The 18,246-nt window shown below is 34.3% G+C and carries 18 protein-coding genes; 14 read left to right on the top strand and 4 right to left on the bottom strand.

Going from position 1 to position 18,246, the window contains the following annotated elements:
• Positions 1–98: 98 nt before the first annotated feature.
• Entirely contained in the window at positions 99–1,064 is a 966-nt protein-coding gene (locus tag MKO96_RS05370) for an arsenic resistance protein (RefSeq protein WP_240586913.1), read from the bottom strand.
• 294 nt (positions 1,065–1,358) lie between these two features.
• Here MKO96_RS05370 and MKO96_RS05365 point away from each other — a divergent pair, with 294 nt between their 5' ends.
• From MKO96_RS05365 to MKO96_RS05345, 5 genes are all read left to right on the top strand, one after another.
• Complete coding sequence (locus MKO96_RS05365; RefSeq protein WP_240586912.1) at positions 1,359–2,051, top strand: FMN-dependent NADH-azoreductase; 693 nt, start codon at positions 1,359–1,361, stop codon at positions 2,049–2,051.
• Between the two features lie 235 nt (positions 2,052–2,286).
• The gene (brnQ, locus tag MKO96_RS05360) at positions 2,287–3,642 is read left to right on the top strand and encodes a branched-chain amino acid transport system II carrier protein (protein WP_088057945.1); all 1,356 of its coding nucleotides are present in this window, start codon (positions 2,287–2,289) and stop codon (positions 3,640–3,642) included.
• An 85-nt stretch (positions 3,643–3,727) separates the two neighbouring features.
• On the top strand, positions 3,728–4,147 hold the full coding sequence (locus MKO96_RS05355) for a VOC family protein (RefSeq protein WP_000750850.1): 420 nt from the start codon (positions 3,728–3,730) through the stop codon (positions 4,145–4,147).
• Positions 4,148–4,478: 331 nt separating this feature from the next.
• On the top strand, positions 4,479–6,128 hold the full coding sequence (locus MKO96_RS05350) for a copper resistance CopC/CopD family protein (protein WP_240586911.1): 1,650 nt from the start codon (positions 4,479–4,481) through the stop codon (positions 6,126–6,128).
• 89 nt (positions 6,129–6,217) lie between these two features.
• A complete protein-coding gene (locus tag MKO96_RS05345; protein WP_240586910.1) occupies positions 6,218–6,838 on the top strand; it encodes a YcnI family copper-binding membrane protein in 621 nt (206 codons plus the stop codon).
• A 42-nt stretch (positions 6,839–6,880) separates the two neighbouring features.
• On the opposite strand, the gene MKO96_RS05340 is transcribed toward MKO96_RS05345, so the two are convergent.
• Positions 6,881–7,786: a DMT family transporter gene (locus tag MKO96_RS05340; protein WP_000192803.1), complete on the bottom strand. Its 906-nt coding sequence runs from the start codon at positions 7,784–7,786 to the stop codon at positions 6,881–6,883.
• Positions 7,787–7,883: 97 nt separating this feature from the next.
• Between MKO96_RS05340 and MKO96_RS05335 the strand changes: the two genes are divergently transcribed.
• From MKO96_RS05335 to MKO96_RS05320, 4 genes are all read left to right on the top strand, one after another.
• Positions 7,884–8,753: a LysR family transcriptional regulator gene (locus tag MKO96_RS05335; protein ID WP_240586909.1), complete on the top strand. Its 870-nt coding sequence runs from the start codon at positions 7,884–7,886 to the stop codon at positions 8,751–8,753.
• Between the two features lie 121 nt (positions 8,754–8,874).
• Positions 8,875–9,306, top strand: coding sequence for an Rrf2 family transcriptional regulator (locus MKO96_RS05330; RefSeq protein ID WP_048561108.1), 432 nt, complete (start codon positions 8,875–8,877; stop codon positions 9,304–9,306).
• Between the two features lie 71 nt (positions 9,307–9,377).
• The gene (locus tag MKO96_RS05325; RefSeq protein WP_000216675.1) at positions 9,378–10,028 is read left to right on the top strand and encodes a DsbA family oxidoreductase; all 651 of its coding nucleotides are present in this window, start codon (positions 9,378–9,380) and stop codon (positions 10,026–10,028) included.
• A 57-nt stretch (positions 10,029–10,085) separates the two neighbouring features.
• Positions 10,086–10,688 (top strand): nitroreductase family protein, encoded by a 603-nt coding sequence (locus MKO96_RS05320; protein WP_076536822.1) that lies wholly within the window; start codon positions 10,086–10,088, stop codon positions 10,686–10,688.
• Positions 10,689–10,839: 151 nt separating this feature from the next.
• On the opposite strand, the gene MKO96_RS05315 is transcribed toward MKO96_RS05320, so the two are convergent.
• Positions 10,840–11,259 (bottom strand): GNAT family N-acetyltransferase, encoded by a 420-nt coding sequence (locus tag MKO96_RS05315; protein WP_087980214.1) that lies wholly within the window; start codon positions 11,257–11,259, stop codon positions 10,840–10,842.
• A gap of 183 nt (positions 11,260–11,442) precedes the next feature.
• On the opposite strand from MKO96_RS05315, the gene MKO96_RS29360 reads away from it, so the two are divergent.
• The 3 genes from MKO96_RS29360 (at position 11,443) to MKO96_RS05305 (ending at position 14,486) form a co-directional block, all read left to right on the top strand.
• Complete coding sequence (locus MKO96_RS29360; protein WP_276314082.1) at positions 11,443–11,574, top strand: hypothetical protein; 132 nt, start codon at positions 11,443–11,445, stop codon at positions 11,572–11,574.
• Between the two features lie 109 nt (positions 11,575–11,683).
• Positions 11,684–13,294 carry an amidase family protein gene (locus tag MKO96_RS05310; protein WP_240586908.1) on the top strand — a complete coding sequence of 537 codons (1,611 nt, stop codon included), beginning with the start codon at positions 11,684–11,686 and terminating at the stop codon, positions 13,292–13,294.
• A gap of 178 nt (positions 13,295–13,472) precedes the next feature.
• Positions 13,473–14,486 carry an AI-2E family transporter gene (locus MKO96_RS05305; protein ID WP_240586907.1) on the top strand — a complete coding sequence of 338 codons (1,014 nt, stop codon included), beginning with the start codon at positions 13,473–13,475 and terminating at the stop codon, positions 14,484–14,486.
• Positions 14,487–14,572: 86 nt separating this feature from the next.
• Here MKO96_RS05305 and MKO96_RS05300 read toward each other — a convergent pair whose 3' ends face one another.
• Positions 14,573–15,517: an L-lactate dehydrogenase gene (locus tag MKO96_RS05300; RefSeq protein WP_087980218.1), complete on the bottom strand. Its 945-nt coding sequence runs from the start codon at positions 15,515–15,517 to the stop codon at positions 14,573–14,575.
• A 201-nt stretch (positions 15,518–15,718) separates the two neighbouring features.
• Between MKO96_RS05300 and MKO96_RS05295 the strand changes: the two genes are divergently transcribed.
• A complete protein-coding gene (locus MKO96_RS05295) occupies positions 15,719–17,155 on the top strand; it encodes a flavin monoamine oxidase family protein (protein WP_240586906.1) in 1,437 nt (478 codons plus the stop codon).
• Positions 17,156–17,258: 103 nt separating this feature from the next.
• Entirely contained in the window at positions 17,259–18,182 is a 924-nt protein-coding gene (locus MKO96_RS05290) for a CobW family GTP-binding protein (protein ID WP_240586905.1), read from the top strand.
• Positions 18,183–18,246 lie beyond the last annotated feature (64 nt).

Below are 18,246 nucleotides of genomic sequence, written 5' to 3'. Positions count from 1 at the left end.
CTAATTTTCTATAACGTATAAAATCCTTAGAGCCGATAATTATCGTTACTTCTATAATTTCTCGACAATAAAAAAACGTCCTAAAGTAGGACGTTTTTTTATGTATATCGCTGTTTTCTCTTAATAAGCAACAACACTTGTGAAACACAAGCAAGTACTGGCAGTTCAATCAACGGCCCAATAACTAACGCGAGAGCGATAAGAGGTTCGTCTGGAAAAGCGGTCACAGCAATAGCAAGTGCAACAGGTGAGTTTCTTGCTAATGTTGTTAAGTTTAGACTTACTGTATCTTTATAAGATAAATGCATAATACGCCCGATAAATTGTCCGAGTACAAAATTAATGATGAAGAACAATAGAACAGGAATGAGTAATAATAAAACGACATTCATATTTTGTAGTAAATATTTACCTTGTGATGCAAACATCGCTACTATTGCTAAACTTAAAAATACAATTTGGGCAGAGCTGAAAAAAGGAATGAGTTTATTCTCGAGTGTTGCAGCTTGTTTCATTTTATACATAATGAATTTTGTAGCGTGTGCAAGTACAAATGGTAAGACGATTACGATAACAATACTTTCTACTAAAACAGAAACCGCTACAGTCTTCATAACACCAGCGAATAAAAATAAATAAATGGGAAGGAGTAGTACTTGCAAAATTAAATTTACAGGCAAAATTGCAGTAGAAAGTGCTACATTTCCTTTCGCTATTTCAGTAAAGATTAAGTACCAGTCTGTACATGGAGTAACCATTAACATAATAAATCCAACCCAAAGTGCTGGATGATCTGAAAGAAATAGTGCACCTAATCCCCAAGCGAGTATAGGTGTCCATACAAAATTAATAGTAAGGCTCGTTCCAGCAAATTTTAAATTACGGAATCCATTTTTTATTTCTTTCAATGGAATGCTGAGGAATAATCCATACAGCATGAAAAATAAGAAGGGGACAATAAATTGCTCTGAATACATATGTATCAAATGAAATTGTCCGAGTACGATGCCGCATGTAACAGCAAAAAGAATAATAAAAGTTTGAATCTTTTCTATAGTGCTCATGAGTAAATCCTTTCTAAATATGAATTGCCCTCTCTACATCCATTATACAAACAATAAAGTTACAATGGGTGTACGAATTGTATTGTGGTCAGTATTTTTAATTCGAGATATTATTTTTTATTTAAAGTTACTTGACTAAAGTAAGTTACTGTATTACAATCACTTACATAAGGTAATTAAATAACAAAAAGTTTTTTGTGTTTTTACTTAAGGTATCTATTGGAACTTTTTACTAGAATAAGAATTTTTATGATGATGAATAATGAATATGATAAGAAAGTTTAGGTGAAGAAAGTGGGATTATTTAGCTCATTATTTGGTAAAAAAGAAGAAAATACAAAAGTAGAGGGGAATAAAACAATGTCAAAAGTATTATTTGTAAAAGCAAACGATCGTCCGGCAGAGCAAGCAGTTAGTTCAAGAATGTATGAAACATTTGTAAGTGCTTATAAAGAAGCGAACCAAAATACAGAAATTACGGAGTTAGATTTATTTGCATTAGATCTGCCGTATTACGGAAATATCGCTATTTCAGGTGGATATAAACGTAGTCAAGGAATGGAGTTAACAGCAGAAGAAGAGAAGGCTGTAGCTAAGGTAGATCAATATTTAAATCAGTTTTTAGAAGCTGATAAAGTTGTATTTGCGTTCCCACTATGGAACTTCACAGTGCCAGCACCATTAATCACATATATTTCATACTTATCTCAAGCTGGAAAAACATTTAAATATACAGCAAATGGCCCAGTAGGTTTAGCTGGTGATAAGAAAGTCGTTGTATTAAGTGCGCGTGGTTCGGATTATTCTTCAGAACAAATGGCTCCTATGGAAATGGCGGTTAATTATGTAACGAATGTGCTTGGGTTCTGGGGAATTGTAAATCCAGAGACTGTTGTAATTGAAGGGCACAATCAATATCCAGATCGTTCACAACAAATTGTTGAAGAAGGTTTAGAGAACGTTAAGAAAGTAGCGGCAAAATTTTAATTGATAGTAAATGTAAAAAACCAACATGGATGACCATGTTGGTTTTTTAGTCTATTTCTATGTTAAAAAATGTATATTTATAAAATAAATGAAAAGTTTGAAAATAGTATTGCAAAATATTATATATCAAACTATAATGAGTTCAAGAATAGTTGATACTTGAATTAAATATTCAGAAAATTCAATTAGTTAAAATTGGAAAATGAGATAAGGAAATTTGAATGGGGGTTATATTATGGCGAATAAAGTACCGTTTTCGTTCATAGTAGTTATTGGATTAATGTTATTTGCACTATTTTTTGGAGCAGGAAATTTAATTTTCCCAGCTATGCTAGGTCAATCGGCAGGAGAGAATGTATGGATTGCTAACGCTGGATTTTTAGTAACAGGTGTTGGATTACCATTACTAGGTGTACTAGCATTTGGTTTTTCGGGTAAAGATGATTTACAGTCATTAGCAAGTCGTGCTCACCCAGTATTCGGGATTGTGTTTACAACAGTTTTATACTTAGCGATCGGTCCGTTATTTGCAATACCAAGAACGGGTAATGTTTCTTATGAAATTGGTCTTAAGCCTTTTATGCCAGAAGGATTAGGTTCTACACCTTTAATTCTTTTCACAATTATATTCTTTAGCATCACTTGTTTTTTTTCGCTAAATCCTGCGAAAATTGTCGATATTGTTGGAAAAATATTAACGCCAATTAAATTGACATTCATCGGTATTTTAGTAATCGTTGCTTTTGTTCATCCGATTGGAGATATGCAAGCACCAGTGGAAGCTTATACATCACATGCATTCTTTAAAGGGTTCCAAGAAGGATACTTAACAATGGACACGCTTGCATCATTCGTATTTGGAATCATCATCATTAATGCAATTAAAGAAAAAGGTGCGAAAACGAAAACACAGATTATGATCGTTTGTGCAAAAGCGACAATCATTGCAGCATCTATTTTAGCAATTATCTATACAGCTCTTTCTTATATGGGTGCTTCAAGTGTTGCAAAGCTTGGACATTTAGAGAATGGTGGAGAAGTATTAGCGAAAGTTTCTAACTATTATTTTGGATCATATGGCGGAGTATTATTAGGATTAATGATTACAGTAGCGTGTTTAACAACTAGTGTGGGACTTGTATCAGCATGTTCTTCATTCTTCCATAAGTTATTCCCAAATATTCCTTACAAAGCGATTGCCATCACGCTATGTGTATTTAGTGCAATTGTTGCAAACGTAGGATTAACACAATTAATCGCAGTTTCTGTTCCAGTACTAACAGCAATTTATCCACTAGCAATCGTATTGATTTTCTTAACATTCTTCCATTCATTATTCAAAGGAAGAGCTGAAGTTTATCAAGTGAGCTTAATCGTAACATTTATCATCAGCTTATTCGATGGATTAAGTGCAGCTGGAGTTAACATTGAAGTAGTAAGCCGAGTGTTCACTAAATTCCTTCCGATGCAAGAAGTAGGATTAGGATGGATCTTCCCAGCGATTATCGGTGGATTTATCGGATATGGCATTAGCGTTTTAAAAGCAAAAAATCAGGTTCAACCAGCTAGTGCGAATAAGAAAATAGGTTAAATAAAAAAGTTATAGAACTTGTTTCTATAACTTTTTTTGTTACTATTGATAAGGATAGAAAAAATAAAGTAGTAGGGGAAATAAAATGAAAAAAACAATTGATCATATCGGCATCGCAGTTCGAGATATAGATAGTACGATACGTTTTTATGAAAATGTGTTGTTAGGAACGTTAATAGATCGTTACGTAAGTGAAGCTCCTGGTGTGGAAAGCGAAGTAGCCATTCTTGAAGTGGATGGAGATAGAATTGAATTACTTGCGCCTACGAATAATACGACATCTCCAATTGCCCGTTTTATTAAACAAAAAGGTAAAGGTGTTCATCACGTTGCGTATCGTGTCGATGATTTAGATGTAGCTCTAGAAGAGTTAAAAGAACAAGGTATTCGGACATTAGAGCATACACTTCGAATTAATAAGCACGGTAGAAGATTAATATATCTTAACCCAGCGGATACAGAGGGAACAATCATTGAGTATTGTGATTATCCAGAAGAGAAGTAAAGAAATTTAATGATGGAAGAAGGGTATTGCGTAATAACGTAATACCTTTTTCATTTATGTATTTCACACTTTTTTCACAAATGATTCACGATAACTTTTCTTCTTCAGGAACTTACATAAATATATTTTATGATATAATAACAATCTACTTTAAAAATGTAAGTTGTATCTGTGAAGGTAGTTACTATTATATTAGAAGTTTAAAGGTGAAAGAAAAATAAAGAGTTCTACTGTATAGAAGTCTATATTTAATCAGGTTAATATTTCTCCAAGTAATCGACTTGGGAAGTAGATGTAATGAAAATAGAGCGATGAGGAAGAAAGAAGTGAAATGAGTGTGAAAGTAATGAGAAGGTTAGGGGCATGGCTATTAATTGCATGTGTACTTATCATATTGATACCAAAAAGTGCATCTGCTCATGCGTACATTGTGAAATCAAACCCTGCTGAAAATGAAACGTTGAAGAATGCACCATCTGTAGTGAAAATTGAATTTGATGAGGATATACAAGTTTCGCATTTTAATACCTTGTTTGTAAGAGATACCTCAGGTACAAGAGTAGATTTAAAAGATGCTCATATCGATAAGAAAAACAAAAAAATATTAGAAGTAGGCTTAAAAGAAAACTTAAAAAACGGGCTTTACTCTATTCAGTGGAAAGTGATTTCTGCTGACGGGCATCCTATTCAAGGAGTTATTCCGTTCCGAATTGGGTCAGAGGAAGCGGGAGCAGACGATATACAAGTAGAAGAGATGGGGTATGTCCCGCAAATAGATATGATTATGGAACGTGGAGTTTTATATACAAGTTTCTCACTATTTATAGGCGTGCTATTCTTTAATCTTATTATGTATAAAGGGAATGCAACCTCGGTTCGATCAAGGAGTAAGAACATAATATGGATCTCATTATTGGGTATATTGATTAGCTTATTATTCAATCTACCATTGCAAACGAAAATAAATGCTGATGTTTCATGGTTAGAAGCATTCGATCCGTTACTATTAAAAGAAACATTACAGCTTTCTGTTTTTGGATATGTGTGGATTACTCAAATGGTTCTTATTAGTTCGCTTATAATCGTTACGTATTTTGCGATGAAGTGTGAGAAGCTGTCATCGTTTAAAGTATGGAGCATTCCAATAGTATTGTTTATTGGGATACTTGTTATGAAAGCTTTTAATAGTCACGCGTTTGGTTTAAAGTTTAAAGAGATTGCGGTCGTTATGGACTTTCTACATTTATTCGCAGCTTCGTTATGGATTGGTGGTCTATCATGTATTGTTCTTCTTTTACGTAAAGAGGATGATAAGTGGAGTATGTATTGGGATATGATTAAGCGCTTTTCACCGTGGGCAACAGGTGCTGTCATCGTAATTTTAATAACAGGTCTTTTTAACAGTACATTCTTTATACCAACAATAAACTCGTTATTTGATACGAAGTATGGATTAGCTTTATTAGCAAAGATACTTTTATTCATTTTCATGGGGATATTGGGAATTGTTCATTATGTGAAAGGGAAAATGAGAGCGGAGCAAGGTTTAGGCGCTACGGTGAAAGTAGAGTTTATCATTGGAATTATCATTTTCGTAATCGTAGCTTTTATGACAAACGTACAAACACCGCCGATGCCTCCAACTGGACCTTTTACAGAGAGTAAGCAATTAGATAATGGATATGAACTTACTTTACATGTAAGTCCTAATAAAGTAGGACAAAATACATTCCATATTACTTTAAAGGATGAGAACGGACAACCTGTTACTGATATGGAGCAAATTATTTTAACCACGCAATCATTGGATATGAATATGGGGAAGGGTTCATTTAAAGTTTCGGCCGTGTCACCAGGAGAATATGAAGCGGAAGGTATGTATATTAACATGACAGGAAACTGGAATATACAAGTGCACGGATTAACAAAATCTCTTGATAGTTTTGATACGGATTATAAATTTATTGTAGGCGGCAGATAAAGTGAAACTTTAATCAGCCCTCATCAATCGGGTTATCCGGCGAATAGCGGGATAAAGAGAAGGTATAGATAAAAAGGAGCTAATAGAAAATGAAACGTATAAAAAAATTTGGCACAACAATGATCGCAACAATAATTGCAATGGGGATTTTTTCGTTACCTGTTAGTGCGCACGTCACTGTGAAACCAGAAGCTTCGGACGTTAATTCTTGGGAGACTTACACGATAAAAGTACCAGTTGAGAAGAATGTAGCAACGACAAAAGTTACATTGAAAATACCGTCTGGAGTAGAGTTCCAACAGTATGAACCAGTGCCAGGATGGAAAGTGGAAGAGCAGAAAGATAATGCCGGAAAAGTGAAAACTGTAGTATGGGAAGCAACAGGAGAAGGGATTTTACCCGGTCAGTTCCAGCGATTTACTTTCGTCGCTAAAAATCCGGATAAAGAACAAAAAATAGCTTGGGATGCATATCAACAATATAAAGACGGAGAAATTGTGGAATGGACAGGCGATGAAAAAGCTGAAAAACCACATTCACTTACTACAATTGCAAAAGGTACGTCATTAACAGGAGAACATGGTGAAGTGTCTAGTGTAGAAAAGAATGAAGGTGCTAGTAGTATGCAAGTAATAGCGATTATCTTATCTATTTTGGCGATTGTATCGTCGGCAGGTGCGTGTGTTTTTGTAGTACGTCGTAAAAAGTAAGATATAAGAAAGAGCCTACAAACAGCAGGCTCTTTTTCATTTTTATTTCACTTCAACCTGCTGCCTTACAGTAAGTGTTTTCGGCTTTATATTTACGAAGCAAATACTCACAACAATAAATAATAGTCCGATGAATAAGCTAATAGTAATGGCCTCATGTAAGAAAATTGAACTTACAATAATAGCGATTAGTGGAATGAGGAATGTATAAGCCCCAACTTTACTTGCTTCACCAGCTCCAACAAGAGTGAAGTATGCAAGCCATCCCATTGCAATAACAAAGAATGAAATAAAGAGTAGTACACTAACAAACGGTATACTCCAAGCAATACTAGACCAGCTTTCAAACTCTGATCCAAATCCAATTAAGCAAAGCCCGCCAATAATAAGCTGCAGTGTTACCATCCAAATGGAATTAACGCGGTGCCCAGTTTTCTTAATAAATACTGTTCCAAGTGCCCAGCCAATAGCGCATCCTATCGCGAGAAGGATTCCGATAATAGAAATATGTCCAGTTAAACTACTAGAGCTAATGACACCTACGCCAATAAATCCAAGAACAAGCCCAAAAATTTTTAAACCGTACATAGATTCTTCAAGCCAAATCCATGAGAAAATGCCGAGTAAAACAGGTTGTAGAAATACAATGGCGGAAAATAACCCAGCGGGCATATATTGAAGGCCCACAGTTTGTAATCCGTAAAATATAATGATGTTAAGTAAAGAAGAAATAACGTATAAATGCCAAGTTTCTTTTAAGTGTAACTCTTTGTATTTCGGTAATGCGAAAAGGAGTAAAATGAATCCTCCAATTAAAGTTCGAACGCCTGCAAATAAAACGGGTGGTGTATAATGCAAGGCAAACTTAGATAAAGGCCAATTGATTCCCCACATGAAAACGAGAAAGGTAAGGATTATGGCCGTCTTAGTTCGAGAAAGCTGTGTCACGGTAAGACCTCCTTGTTGTATATCATTTCACTATGATATGATATCGACTGTAATAAATAAAATGAATCTTTTTTATAAGGAGTATAAGTGATTAGTTATGACCATTACACAACTGCAAGTATTAATAAAAACTGTTGAGTTAGGTAGTTTTACGAAGGCTGCTCGGGTGTTAAATATGACGCAGCCAGCTGTAAGTCATGCGATTTCAAGTATTGAGTCAGAGTTAGGAGTTACGATTCTTATACGTGATAAACGAAAAGGGCTAATCGTTACGGATGTAGGAAACAGAATTCTTGTGCATATTAGAGAGATTTTGAACGGTGTAGAGAAGATTGAACAAGAAGTTGCGATGGAGAAAGGACACGAAGTTGGGACGATTCGAATTGGGAGTTTTCCGAGTGCCTCTGCACATTTCTTACCCAAAATGATAAACCTTTTTAAGGAGAAGTATCCGAACTTAGAAGTCGTTCTTTGTGAAGGAACGATTAAAGAAGTTGAAGATTGGTTAGTATCGAGGGTTGTTGATATAGGAATTGTTATTTTGCCTAATAAAGAGATGGAGATTGTCCCATTAACGAAGGGGAAAATGGTTGCTATCTTAAGAGAGGATCATCCTCTTTGTAAGAAGGATTCTATTGCAATTAGTGATTTAGAGAATGAGCCGATCATATTATGTAAGGGTGGATACGAACCACCCATTATTGATATGTTTAAACAAGCAAACGTACCACTTCGGGCTGAGTATGTAATATCAACCGTTACTACAGCTTTAAACATGATTCAAGAAGGGCTAGGTATTGCAATATTAGCCGAATTATCTTTAACGAATTTACCACAGAATGTGAAAACGAGAGAATTGGAACCACAAGTATGGAGAGAAATTGCTTTAGCTGTTCCTTCATTAAAGGATTCCTCAATCGCTGTGCAGCTATTTATTGAAGAATTTCAAGCGCTATTTGCAGAATAAAAAGAGGTGTCTCATATATCATAATGGGACACTTTTTTTATTTGTTTATAAAAAATCTATGAAAAGGATTGACTTATCTTTTTGTTGTAACTATAATGATTACATCGAGGTGGTGATCACGATGAAAATTAGTAGCCGCTTTTCTATAGCTGTTCATATTTTATCTATTTTGAAAAACAATCCATCTTCACTTTGTACTTCAGACTATATAGCTGAAAGTGTAAACACAAATCCAGTAGTCATTCGTAAAATTATGTCGTACTTGAAACAGGCTGGTTTTGTATATGTAAATCGCGGTCCAGGTGGTGCGGGATTATTAAAGGATTTACATGAAATCACATTGTTAGATGTATACCATGCAGTAAATGTAGTCGAAGAAGACAAACTATTTCATATTCACGAGCAACCAAATCCAGATTGTCCAATCGGAGCAAATATTCAAGCGGTGTTAGAAGTTATATTAATACAAGCGCAATCCGCGATGGAAGAAGTTTTGAGAAATATTACGATGGGGCATTTGTTTGAAACTTTGCAAGAAAAAATGAATGCTTAAATCATATTTTATATTTTTTTATTATTAATGTAACTGATTTGATTACAACTATAAAGGTAAGGTGTAAAAGTATGACTGTAAAAATGAAAGTATACTCAGATTTTATATGTCCATTTTGTTTTTTAGCAAAAGGTCCATTAGATGAAGTAGCGAAAGAGAAAGATGTAGAAATTGAATGGATGCCATTTGAATTACGTCCAAGTCCATATTCAAAAATAGATCCATGGAATGAGCCAGAAAAATTAGGCTCATGGGATGCTTTTATTCTTCCAACTGCGAAGAAGTTAGGAATCGATATGCGTTTGCCACGTGTTTCTCCGCATCCATATACACATTTAGCTTTCGAAGGGTGTCAATTTGCGAAAGAACGTGGACTAGGAAATGAGTATCATCACCGCGTATTCACAGCATTTTTCCAAGAAGAGCAAAACATTGAAGATATTGATGTTTTAACAAAATTAGCGGTAGAAGTAGGTCTTCCTGAAGCTGAATTTAAAGATGCGTTAGTAACTCGTAAATATAAAGAAAAGCATCAAGAAGCAATTCAGCATGCATATGATGAAGCGAATATTATGGCTGTTCCAACTGTCATGATTGGAGATGAAGTCATTCAAGGGCTTGCTAGTAAAGAAACGCTACAAAGAGTCATTGATAAAGAAATTGAAAAGGATAAAACAAATTCATTTGAAGGTATGCAATGTAATACAGATGGATATTGCTAAATCGCTTGTTATGAAATAACAAAATAAATTATAAAACAAATATTTGGAGGAATTAAAATGTCAGCAACTACAACAAACTTAAAAGAAGCAATCGTGAACCGTCGTTCTATCCGTAAAGTAACAAAAAACGATGCAATTACGAAAGAAAGAATTGAAGAAGTATTACAAACAGCTTTACACGCACCAACATCTTTCAATATGCAAAGTGGCCGTATGGTTGTATTAATGGATGGAGAGCATGAAAAGTTTTGGGATATTGTTAAAGAAACACTAAGAGCCCGTGTACCAGCAGAAAACTTTGAAGCGACTGTAGAAAGATTAAAAGGTTTCCATACAGGTGTTGGGACTGTGTTATTCTTTGAAGATCAAGCGACAGTAGAAAAAATGCAAGAAAATGCACCATTATATAAAGATCAGTTCCCATTCTGGTCTCATCAAGGAAATGCAATGTTACAACATACAGTATGGATGTTATTATCAGCTGAAGGAATTGGCGCATCATTACAACATTACAATCCAATCGTAGATGCTGAAGTGAAAGAAACTTGGAACATTCCAGCAGAATGGAGCTTAGTAGGACAAATGCCATTTGGTGAGCCAAATGAACAACCAGGAGAAAGAACATTCTTACCTACTGAAGATGTAGTGAAATTTTATTAAGAAATTTAATATATAAAGAGTTAAATAAAAGGAGAGTACATATTAGCTACATATGTACTCTCCTTTCGTATGTCATGTTAAACTCTTATTGCAAGAACGATTTTCTTCATATGGATTGAAGTTTTCCCTTACAATTAAAAATCTATTATTTTTATGTTTTTGAAATGACAGTAAACATCCCTGTCATATTTGGTGAGTAATCTTTAAAGTCAAATTTTTCATAGAATGATTCTTTACCTTGTGATGCAAATAAACCGACAAACGCCTTATCAGGAGCATTTTCATGTAAATATGCAACTAAACGATGCATGATTTCTTTCCCAATACCATGTTTCTGATAATCCGGATGAACCACTATATCTTGAATATAGAAATAGATAGCTCCATCACCAACAATTCTCCCCATGCCAATCATTTGTTCATTATCTTTCACTATGATGCAGTGAATAGAATTCTTCAGTGAAGTATCCGCTACTTCAAAATTCATATAATTAGTCCATCCAACAGAATCACACAAGTATTTGTACTCTTCTAATGTTGGAATGTTATGTTTAAACTCATATGTTTTCAAAATGTAACCTCCAAGTTCTTAAATACAACAAGTATATACATTCGACATTTTTTTATCTTTTCCTCTTATGTAACTGAATCCCTTTTGGCTATTGAATTTCGTACAGTTTCCTTATTTGTATTAATTTAAAAGAGTTTAGGGGAAAAATATAAGAAATAATGCAATAGAAAGGGAAGTGGAACAATGAATGATGATAAAAAATATACAGTAGTAGGTACTGATGTTGATGAAGTAAAACGTCTAAATACAAATTCAGGATTAACATATAATCAGGTGAAAGAATTATTAGCGAAGCAAATGCAAAAAAAGAAGTAATGAAATTGAAATTCTTCATTTTTTCATGTAGCATTTCAATTAGAGAGAGTTACAAGGATAACTCTCTTTTTCAATACAATTTAGCAACTTTTAGAGTGGAGGTAACAACATGAAAAAGTGGGTAAAGATAACGTTGTCGATCGCTGGAGGTATTGTCCTATTGTCATGTGCCGGAGGGTATTACTTGTATAAAAATTATTTTCCAAAGGAACCGGAGCGTATCGTATATGATAAAGATAGAGTATTAAAACCGATACATAATCAGTTGAAAGGCATTAATATAGAAAATGTAAAGATAAAAGAAAAAGAAGTCGTAAATGCGACTGTAGATGAGCTTCAAAAAATGATTGATGATGGGAAATTATCATATGAAGAAATAACGAGTATTTATCTTTTTAGAATACAAGAACATGACCAAAATGGAATATCATTAAATGCTGTTACAGAGATTAATCCAAATGCAATGGAAGAAGCGCGAAAGTTAGATAAAGAAAGATCTTTCAATAAGAAGTCGAACTTATACGGCATGCCAGTTATCGTAAAAGATAATGTACAAACGGAAAAGGTGATGCCGACAAGTGCGGGCACGTATGTGTTAAAAGATTGGATTGCAGATGAAGATGCGACGATCGTGAAGAAGTTGAAAGAAGAAGGTGCTTTCGTTTTAGGAAAAGCGAATATGTCTGAGTGGGCAAATTATTTATCCTTTACAATGCCTAGCGGATATAGCGGGAAAAAAGGACAAAATTTGAATCCATACGGTCCAATTACTTTTGATACATCGGGATCAAGTTCAGGATCTGCGACAGTAGTTGCGGCAGATTTTGCACCACTTGCAATCGGGACGGAAACGACTGGATCAATTGTAGCACCCGCGACGCAGCAATCAGTAGTTGGATTACGTCCATCACTAGGTATGGTGAGTAGATCAGGCATTATTCCATTAGCTGAAACACTTGATACAGCAGGGCCGATGGCAAGAACAGTGAGGGATGCGGCAACGTTATTTAACATAATGGTAAGTTATGATGAAAAAGATACTATGACAGAAAAAATGAAAGATAAAGAAAGAATTGATTATACGAAGGATTTATCAATAGACGGATTGAAAGGGAAAAAAGTAGGGGTTCTTTTTTCAATAGATCGACAAGATGATAATAGAAAAGAAGTAGCAGAAAAGATTAGAAAAGACCTTCAAGACGCAGGTGCGATATTGACTGATGATATTCAGTTAAACGATGGGGGAGTAGACAACCTACAAACATTAGAATATGAGTTCAAACATAATGTTAACGATTATCTTGCACAGCAAAAAAATGTACCGGTAAAATCGTTAGAAGAGATTATAGCGTTTAATAAAAATGATGGTAATAGACCAATAAAGTATGGACAAACATTAATCGAGGGATCTGAAAAATCTACTATAACGAAAGATGAGTTTGAAAAAATAGTGCGATCGAGTCAAGAAAATGCAAGAAAAGAGCTAGATAGATATTTAGTAGAAAAAGGTTTGGATGCTTTAGTTATGATTAACAACGAAGAAGTTCTTCTATCAGCTGTAGCTGGCTATCCAGAATTAGCGGTGCCAGCAGGATATGATAACAATGGAGAGCCAATAGGTGCAGTATTTGTCGGGAAGCAATTCGGTGAAAAGGAACTGTTCAATATTGGATATGCGTATGAGCAGCAGTCTAAAAATAGAAAATCACCAAAACTGTAAAAAGGTAAACGAAAAATAGAGCTCCACTGAAATATGTTGGTGGGCTAATATGAAAAGAATCTAACAATATAAAAAGAAAAAAAGGATTCTTCTCAATTAGTAAGAAAGATTGTCTATAGAAGTTCATAAAATGTAATATATTCAATTTCCATCCATTGAAGGGGGAGGTTAAATCTTAATGAATGAAGTGAAAAATTTCTTTCGAAGTAGAGGGTTCCAACGGTTTCTCGTTTTAATAATAGTAGCGCTTGTATTATATGGATTAAAAAGTATGATCAATTTAATATTAATTACGTTCATACTGACATTTTTAATGGATCGGTTTCAACGTTTTATTTCGAAGAAATTGAAAGTGAATCGGAAAATTGTTATCGCATGTTTGTATATAATATTAGTTACTTTTATCGGCACAACATTATATAAATATTTACCTGTGCTAACGATACAAATTTCCCAATTGATTTATCAGTTTAGGTTGTTTTTTCAAAATCCACCTGATAATGAGATCATTAAATATGCGCTTTCAACAATTAATGGGATGGAAGTATCAAAATATATAGAACAAGGTGTAGATGTCATATATCAATCGATTGCAAATATAGGAAAAGTCAGTTTGCAAATACTACTTTCTCTTATTTTAAGTTTATTTTTCTTGTTAGAAAAAGAACGCATCATATCATTTACTTCCAAATTTAAAGATAGTAGTCTGAAGGTTTTTTATGATGAGATTGCTTATTTTGGTGAAAGGTTTGCAAGATCGTTCGGTAAAGTAATTGAAGCACAGTTTTTAATTGCGGTTGTCAATTGCGTACTCACTGTAATTGCACTTGTGATTTTAGGATTTCCACAGCTTCTTGTATTGGCCGTCATGGTCTTTCTACTCGGTTTGATTCCAGTTGCTGGTGTTATCATTTCCTTGTTTCCACTTTGTATTATTGCTTATAACGTAGGCGGAGTAATGTACGTTGTATACATACTTGTGTTCATTACAGTAATCCATGCTCTTGAAAGCTACTTTTTAAATCCGAAGTTTATGTCTGCGAAAACGAATTTGCCAATCTTTTATACATTTATGATTCTCATCTTTTCAGAGCATTTCCTTGGAATATGGGGGCTTATTATCGGGATACCAATCTTTATCTTTTTATTAGATGTACTTGATGTAAACAATGAGGAACAGTTTAAAAAGTAGGAAATGATAGAAAATAACTCATGTTTTCAAGGAACAATCAAAAAAAGCAATCCAAAATAAATTGGATTGCTTTTTTGAATAAACGATTAAAGAACTGGAGCCATTGTTTCTTTCAATACTTGAACAGAGTGATCGAATTTTAATTCTTCTTCTTCACTTAATTCCACTTCTAAAATTTCACGAACACCGCCGCGATTTAAAACAGCAGGTACGCCGATATAAACATCCTTTTGACCGTATTGACCTTCTAAGTAAGCTGATACTGTTAATACGCTATTTTCGTCGTTTAAAATCGCCTTTGTAACACGTAGAAGTGACATACCGATACCATAGTAAGTTGCACCTTTTCGCTCAATAATATGGTAAGCTGCATCACGAACGTTTATGAAGATTTTGTCTAAATCTTCTTGTGTGTATGTGTTGTCTCTATCAAGAAGCGTTTGTAGTTTTTGAATACCGACTGATACGTGACTCCAAACAGGAAGTTCCGTATCACCATGTTCTCCGATAATATAAGCATGAATGTTGTGTGGACCAATATCGAAATACTCACCTAACATATAGCGGAAACGAGCAGAATCAAGAGTTGTACCAGAACCGATTACGCGTTCTTTTGGTAAACCAGATTCTTTCCAAGTTACGTAAGTTAAAATATCGACAGGGTTAGTTGCGATTAAGAAGATACCATCAAATCCACTATCCATAATACTACGAACGATTTGTTTAAAGATTTTCGCGTTTTTCTCAACTAAGTCTAAACGTGTTTCGCCTGGTTTTTGTGGTAACCCAGCCGTAATGACTACAAGATCAGCGTCTTTACAATCTTCGTAGCTACCTTTCCATACTCTAGTTGGAGCTGGTGCAAAAGGAACAGCATGACTTAAATCCATCGCTTCTCCTTCAGCTTTTGCCTCGTTTACATCAACTAAAACAAATTCTTCAGCTACAGCTTGGTTAATCATGCAGTAAGCATAACTACATCCAACTGCGCCTGTCCCTACTAATACAACACGGTTAATACCTTTTTTCATTTCAAAATTCCTCGCAATTTCATTAATTTTATTATGTAAGATAATACGTCTTACTTCTATAGAGTCATATCTAGTTTATTACATTTTATAAAAGATATTCAAGTAATTGAAAATGTATCCGTGCAATTCTTTGCACGAAACATAGGAAGTGAGTGAACCGAATATAATGCAATAAAATCCTTTATCGAAGGGGAAAAGGGCATGATGCAGCCATTAACGATGGAAAGAATGCTCCATATTATTAATGTGGGGCTCGTTAAAATGAATAATCCAAAGCAGATTATTATCGCTGGCGCAGGAATTTCAGGATTAGTTGCAGCATCGTTATTGAAAGAAGCAGGGCATAACATAACAATTTTAGAAGCGAATAACCGAATAGGCGGAAGGATATATACAATTCGTGAACCATTTAGTTCTGGTTTATATTTTAATGCAGGACCAATGAGAATTCCTGAAACACACGGGTTAACTTTAGCTTACATTCGTAAATTTAAATTGCCGTTAAATCTTTTTGTAAATAAAACCGCTTCAGATATTATTTATACGAATAATATTAAAACGAGATTGAGCGTGTTTGAAAAAAATCCAAGTATACTTGGATATCCCATTGTAGAGAACGAAAAAGGAAAAACGGCAGAAGAGTTAATGTTAGTAGTATTAGAACCAATACTTAATTTTATAAAAAAAGATCCTAATAAAAACTGGATCATCGTTGAAAAAAAGTATAAAACATATTCGCTCGGATCATTTTTAAGCGAGTATTATTCAGATGGAGCAATAGATATGATTGGGGTACTTCTAGATATGGAAGCATATATGGGAATGTCTTTAATTGAAGTATTACGTGAAATGATCTTTTTTACTTCAACGACAAAATATTATGAGATAACGGGCGGAATGGATACATTACCAAATTCATTTTTACCGGAGTTAAAAGATAATATTTTTATGTCGTATAAAGTAGAAAAAATTATACAGGAAGATAGTAAAGTGATGATGCAAGTAACAAATGAACAAACGTTACATCCATTTATGGTAACAGGCGACATTGCTATTATCACAATTCCATTTTCAGCGTTACGATTTGTAGAAGTTCAGCCATATCATTTATTCTCTTATTTTAAAAGACGGGCAATTCGTGAATTAAACTATATAGCTTCGACTAAAATTGCGATAGAGTTTAAAAGTAGATTTTGGGAAAGAGTGGGGCAGCGTGGCGGTAAATCTATTACAGATTTACCTATACGATTTACATATTATCCGAGTTATGGCATTCATACACCAGGGGCGGCTATCGTTTTAGCGAGTTATACGTGGGCAGATGAGGCGTTAACGTGGGATAGTCTCCCGCAAAGAGATCGTATACGTTACGCATTAAAAAATTTAGCGGAAATATACGGCGACATTGTCTATAGTGAGTTTGTTACTGGAACATCTTTTAGCTGGAGCCAAAATCCGTATTCTTGCGGTGCATTTACGGCTTTCGAACCAGGTCAAGAGTTAGAGTTATTTCCGTATATTACGCCGCCAGCTGGCAAAGTACACTTTGCAGGAGAGCATACGACATTAACACATGGATGGATGCAAGGAGCAATAGAGTCTGGAATTCGAGTTGCTTATGAAGTAAACGAACAGTGAAGATATATTTACAAATCACTATTCTTTTAATAAAATGATTAATATAAATCGTAATTATTACGCTTTGAATACGTTTGAAATAAAGAAATGGATGGTCGATCAAATGAAAAAAGTAGAAATTCATATATTAGGTGGCTTTTTAGGAAGTGGTAAATCAACATTATTACAAAATTTATTGTTAGCGGAGAAAAAGAAGAATAGAAAAGTTGCAGTATTAATGAATGAAATTGGTGAATACTCGGTAGATACAGATATTATTGGAAAAGAGAATGTTTTAAGAGAACTTCTGAAAGGATGTATTTGTTGTACGCTAAAAGAAGAGCTTGAAATACAATTACACTCGTTATATCAGCAAGAAAGACCAGATGTCATTTATATAGAAACGACAGGTGTTGCACATCCAATTGAAGTGTTAGATGCGTGTGTATCACCAATTTTAGCACCTTTTCTAGAAGTGAAATCAATTGTCGTCGTGTTAGATGCAGTAAGGTGGTTAAATCGAAGAGTATTAAGTGCAAACGTTCAGCAATTATTGCATGAGCAACTGAAGTTTGGTAGCCACATTTTAATTAATAAATCAGATTTACTAACAGATGCGGATAAGAACAAAGTAATTGAAGAAGTGAAAGCAATAAATAATCATGCGAAATTGTTTGAAACAAAATATTGTAATATATCTTTAGAAGACATAGAAGAAGCTGAATTTACGAATGATGGGGAACATGAGACACTACATGTCAAACAGCATTTACATATACAAACGATGACATATCAATTTACGAAATCGATTGACCAAGATAAATTATACGAATGGCTTTCGAATGTACCAGATAGTATTTATCGTGTAAAAGGATTTGTGAAATTCCATGGAGATAAATACCCGCACTTATTCCAATATTCATTTGGGGTACCAACTTTACTGGAACAAGATTTCGGTTTCCCGACGAACTTGGTTGTAATAGGAGAAGGGCTAGATAAGAAACAATTGGCTGAAGGATTAGAGAAAGTAGAACTTAATTCTAATTAAGTTGAAAGGGAGCTGCCCATAAGTCGGTAAAACCGACTTATGGGCAGCTCTTTTATTTTTTATG

Source organism: Bacillus sp. ES1-5, assembly GCF_022487605.1.
Lineage (GTDB): Bacteria > Bacillota > Bacilli > Bacillales > Bacillaceae_G > Bacillus_A > Bacillus_A wiedmannii.
Note: the sequence above shows the minus strand (reverse complement) of the source record. Positions and strands in the feature narration are given on the sequence as shown.

Coding starts and splice junctions, on each gene's coding strand:
- MKO96_RS05370 (WP_240586913.1), bottom strand. CDS start 1,064: ATGAGCACTATAGAAAAGATTCAAACTTTTATTATTCTTTTTGCTGTT.
- MKO96_RS05325 (WP_000216675.1), top strand. CDS start 9,378: ATGACTGTAAAAATGAAAGTATACTCAGATTTTATATGTCCATTTTGT.
- MKO96_RS05295 (WP_240586906.1), top strand. CDS start 15,719: ATGATGCAGCCATTAACGATGGAAAGAATGCTCCATATTATTAATGTG.
- MKO96_RS05355 (WP_000750850.1), top strand. CDS start 3,728: ATGAAAAAAACAATTGATCATATCGGCATCGCAGTTCGAGATATAGAT.
- MKO96_RS05330 (WP_048561108.1), top strand. CDS start 8,875: ATGAAAATTAGTAGCCGCTTTTCTATAGCTGTTCATATTTTATCTATT.
- MKO96_RS05350 (WP_240586911.1), top strand. CDS start 4,479: ATGAGTGTGAAAGTAATGAGAAGGTTAGGGGCATGGCTATTAATTGCA.
- MKO96_RS05305 (WP_240586907.1), top strand. CDS start 13,473: ATGAATGAAGTGAAAAATTTCTTTCGAAGTAGAGGGTTCCAACGGTTT.
- MKO96_RS05320 (WP_076536822.1), top strand. CDS start 10,086: ATGTCAGCAACTACAACAAACTTAAAAGAAGCAATCGTGAACCGTCGT.
- MKO96_RS05345 (WP_240586910.1), top strand. CDS start 6,218: ATGAAACGTATAAAAAAATTTGGCACAACAATGATCGCAACAATAATT.
- MKO96_RS29360 (WP_276314082.1), top strand. CDS start 11,443: ATGAATGATGATAAAAAATATACAGTAGTAGGTACTGATGTTGATGAA.
- MKO96_RS05310 (WP_240586908.1), top strand. CDS start 11,684: ATGAAAAAGTGGGTAAAGATAACGTTGTCGATCGCTGGAGGTATTGTC.
- MKO96_RS05335 (WP_240586909.1), top strand. CDS start 7,884: ATGACCATTACACAACTGCAAGTATTAATAAAAACTGTTGAGTTAGGT.
- MKO96_RS05290 (WP_240586905.1), top strand. CDS start 17,259: ATGAAAAAAGTAGAAATTCATATATTAGGTGGCTTTTTAGGAAGTGGT.
- MKO96_RS05300 (WP_087980218.1), bottom strand. CDS start 15,517: ATGAAAAAAGGTATTAACCGTGTTGTATTAGTAGGGACAGGCGCAGTT.
- brnQ (WP_088057945.1), top strand. CDS start 2,287: ATGGCGAATAAAGTACCGTTTTCGTTCATAGTAGTTATTGGATTAATG.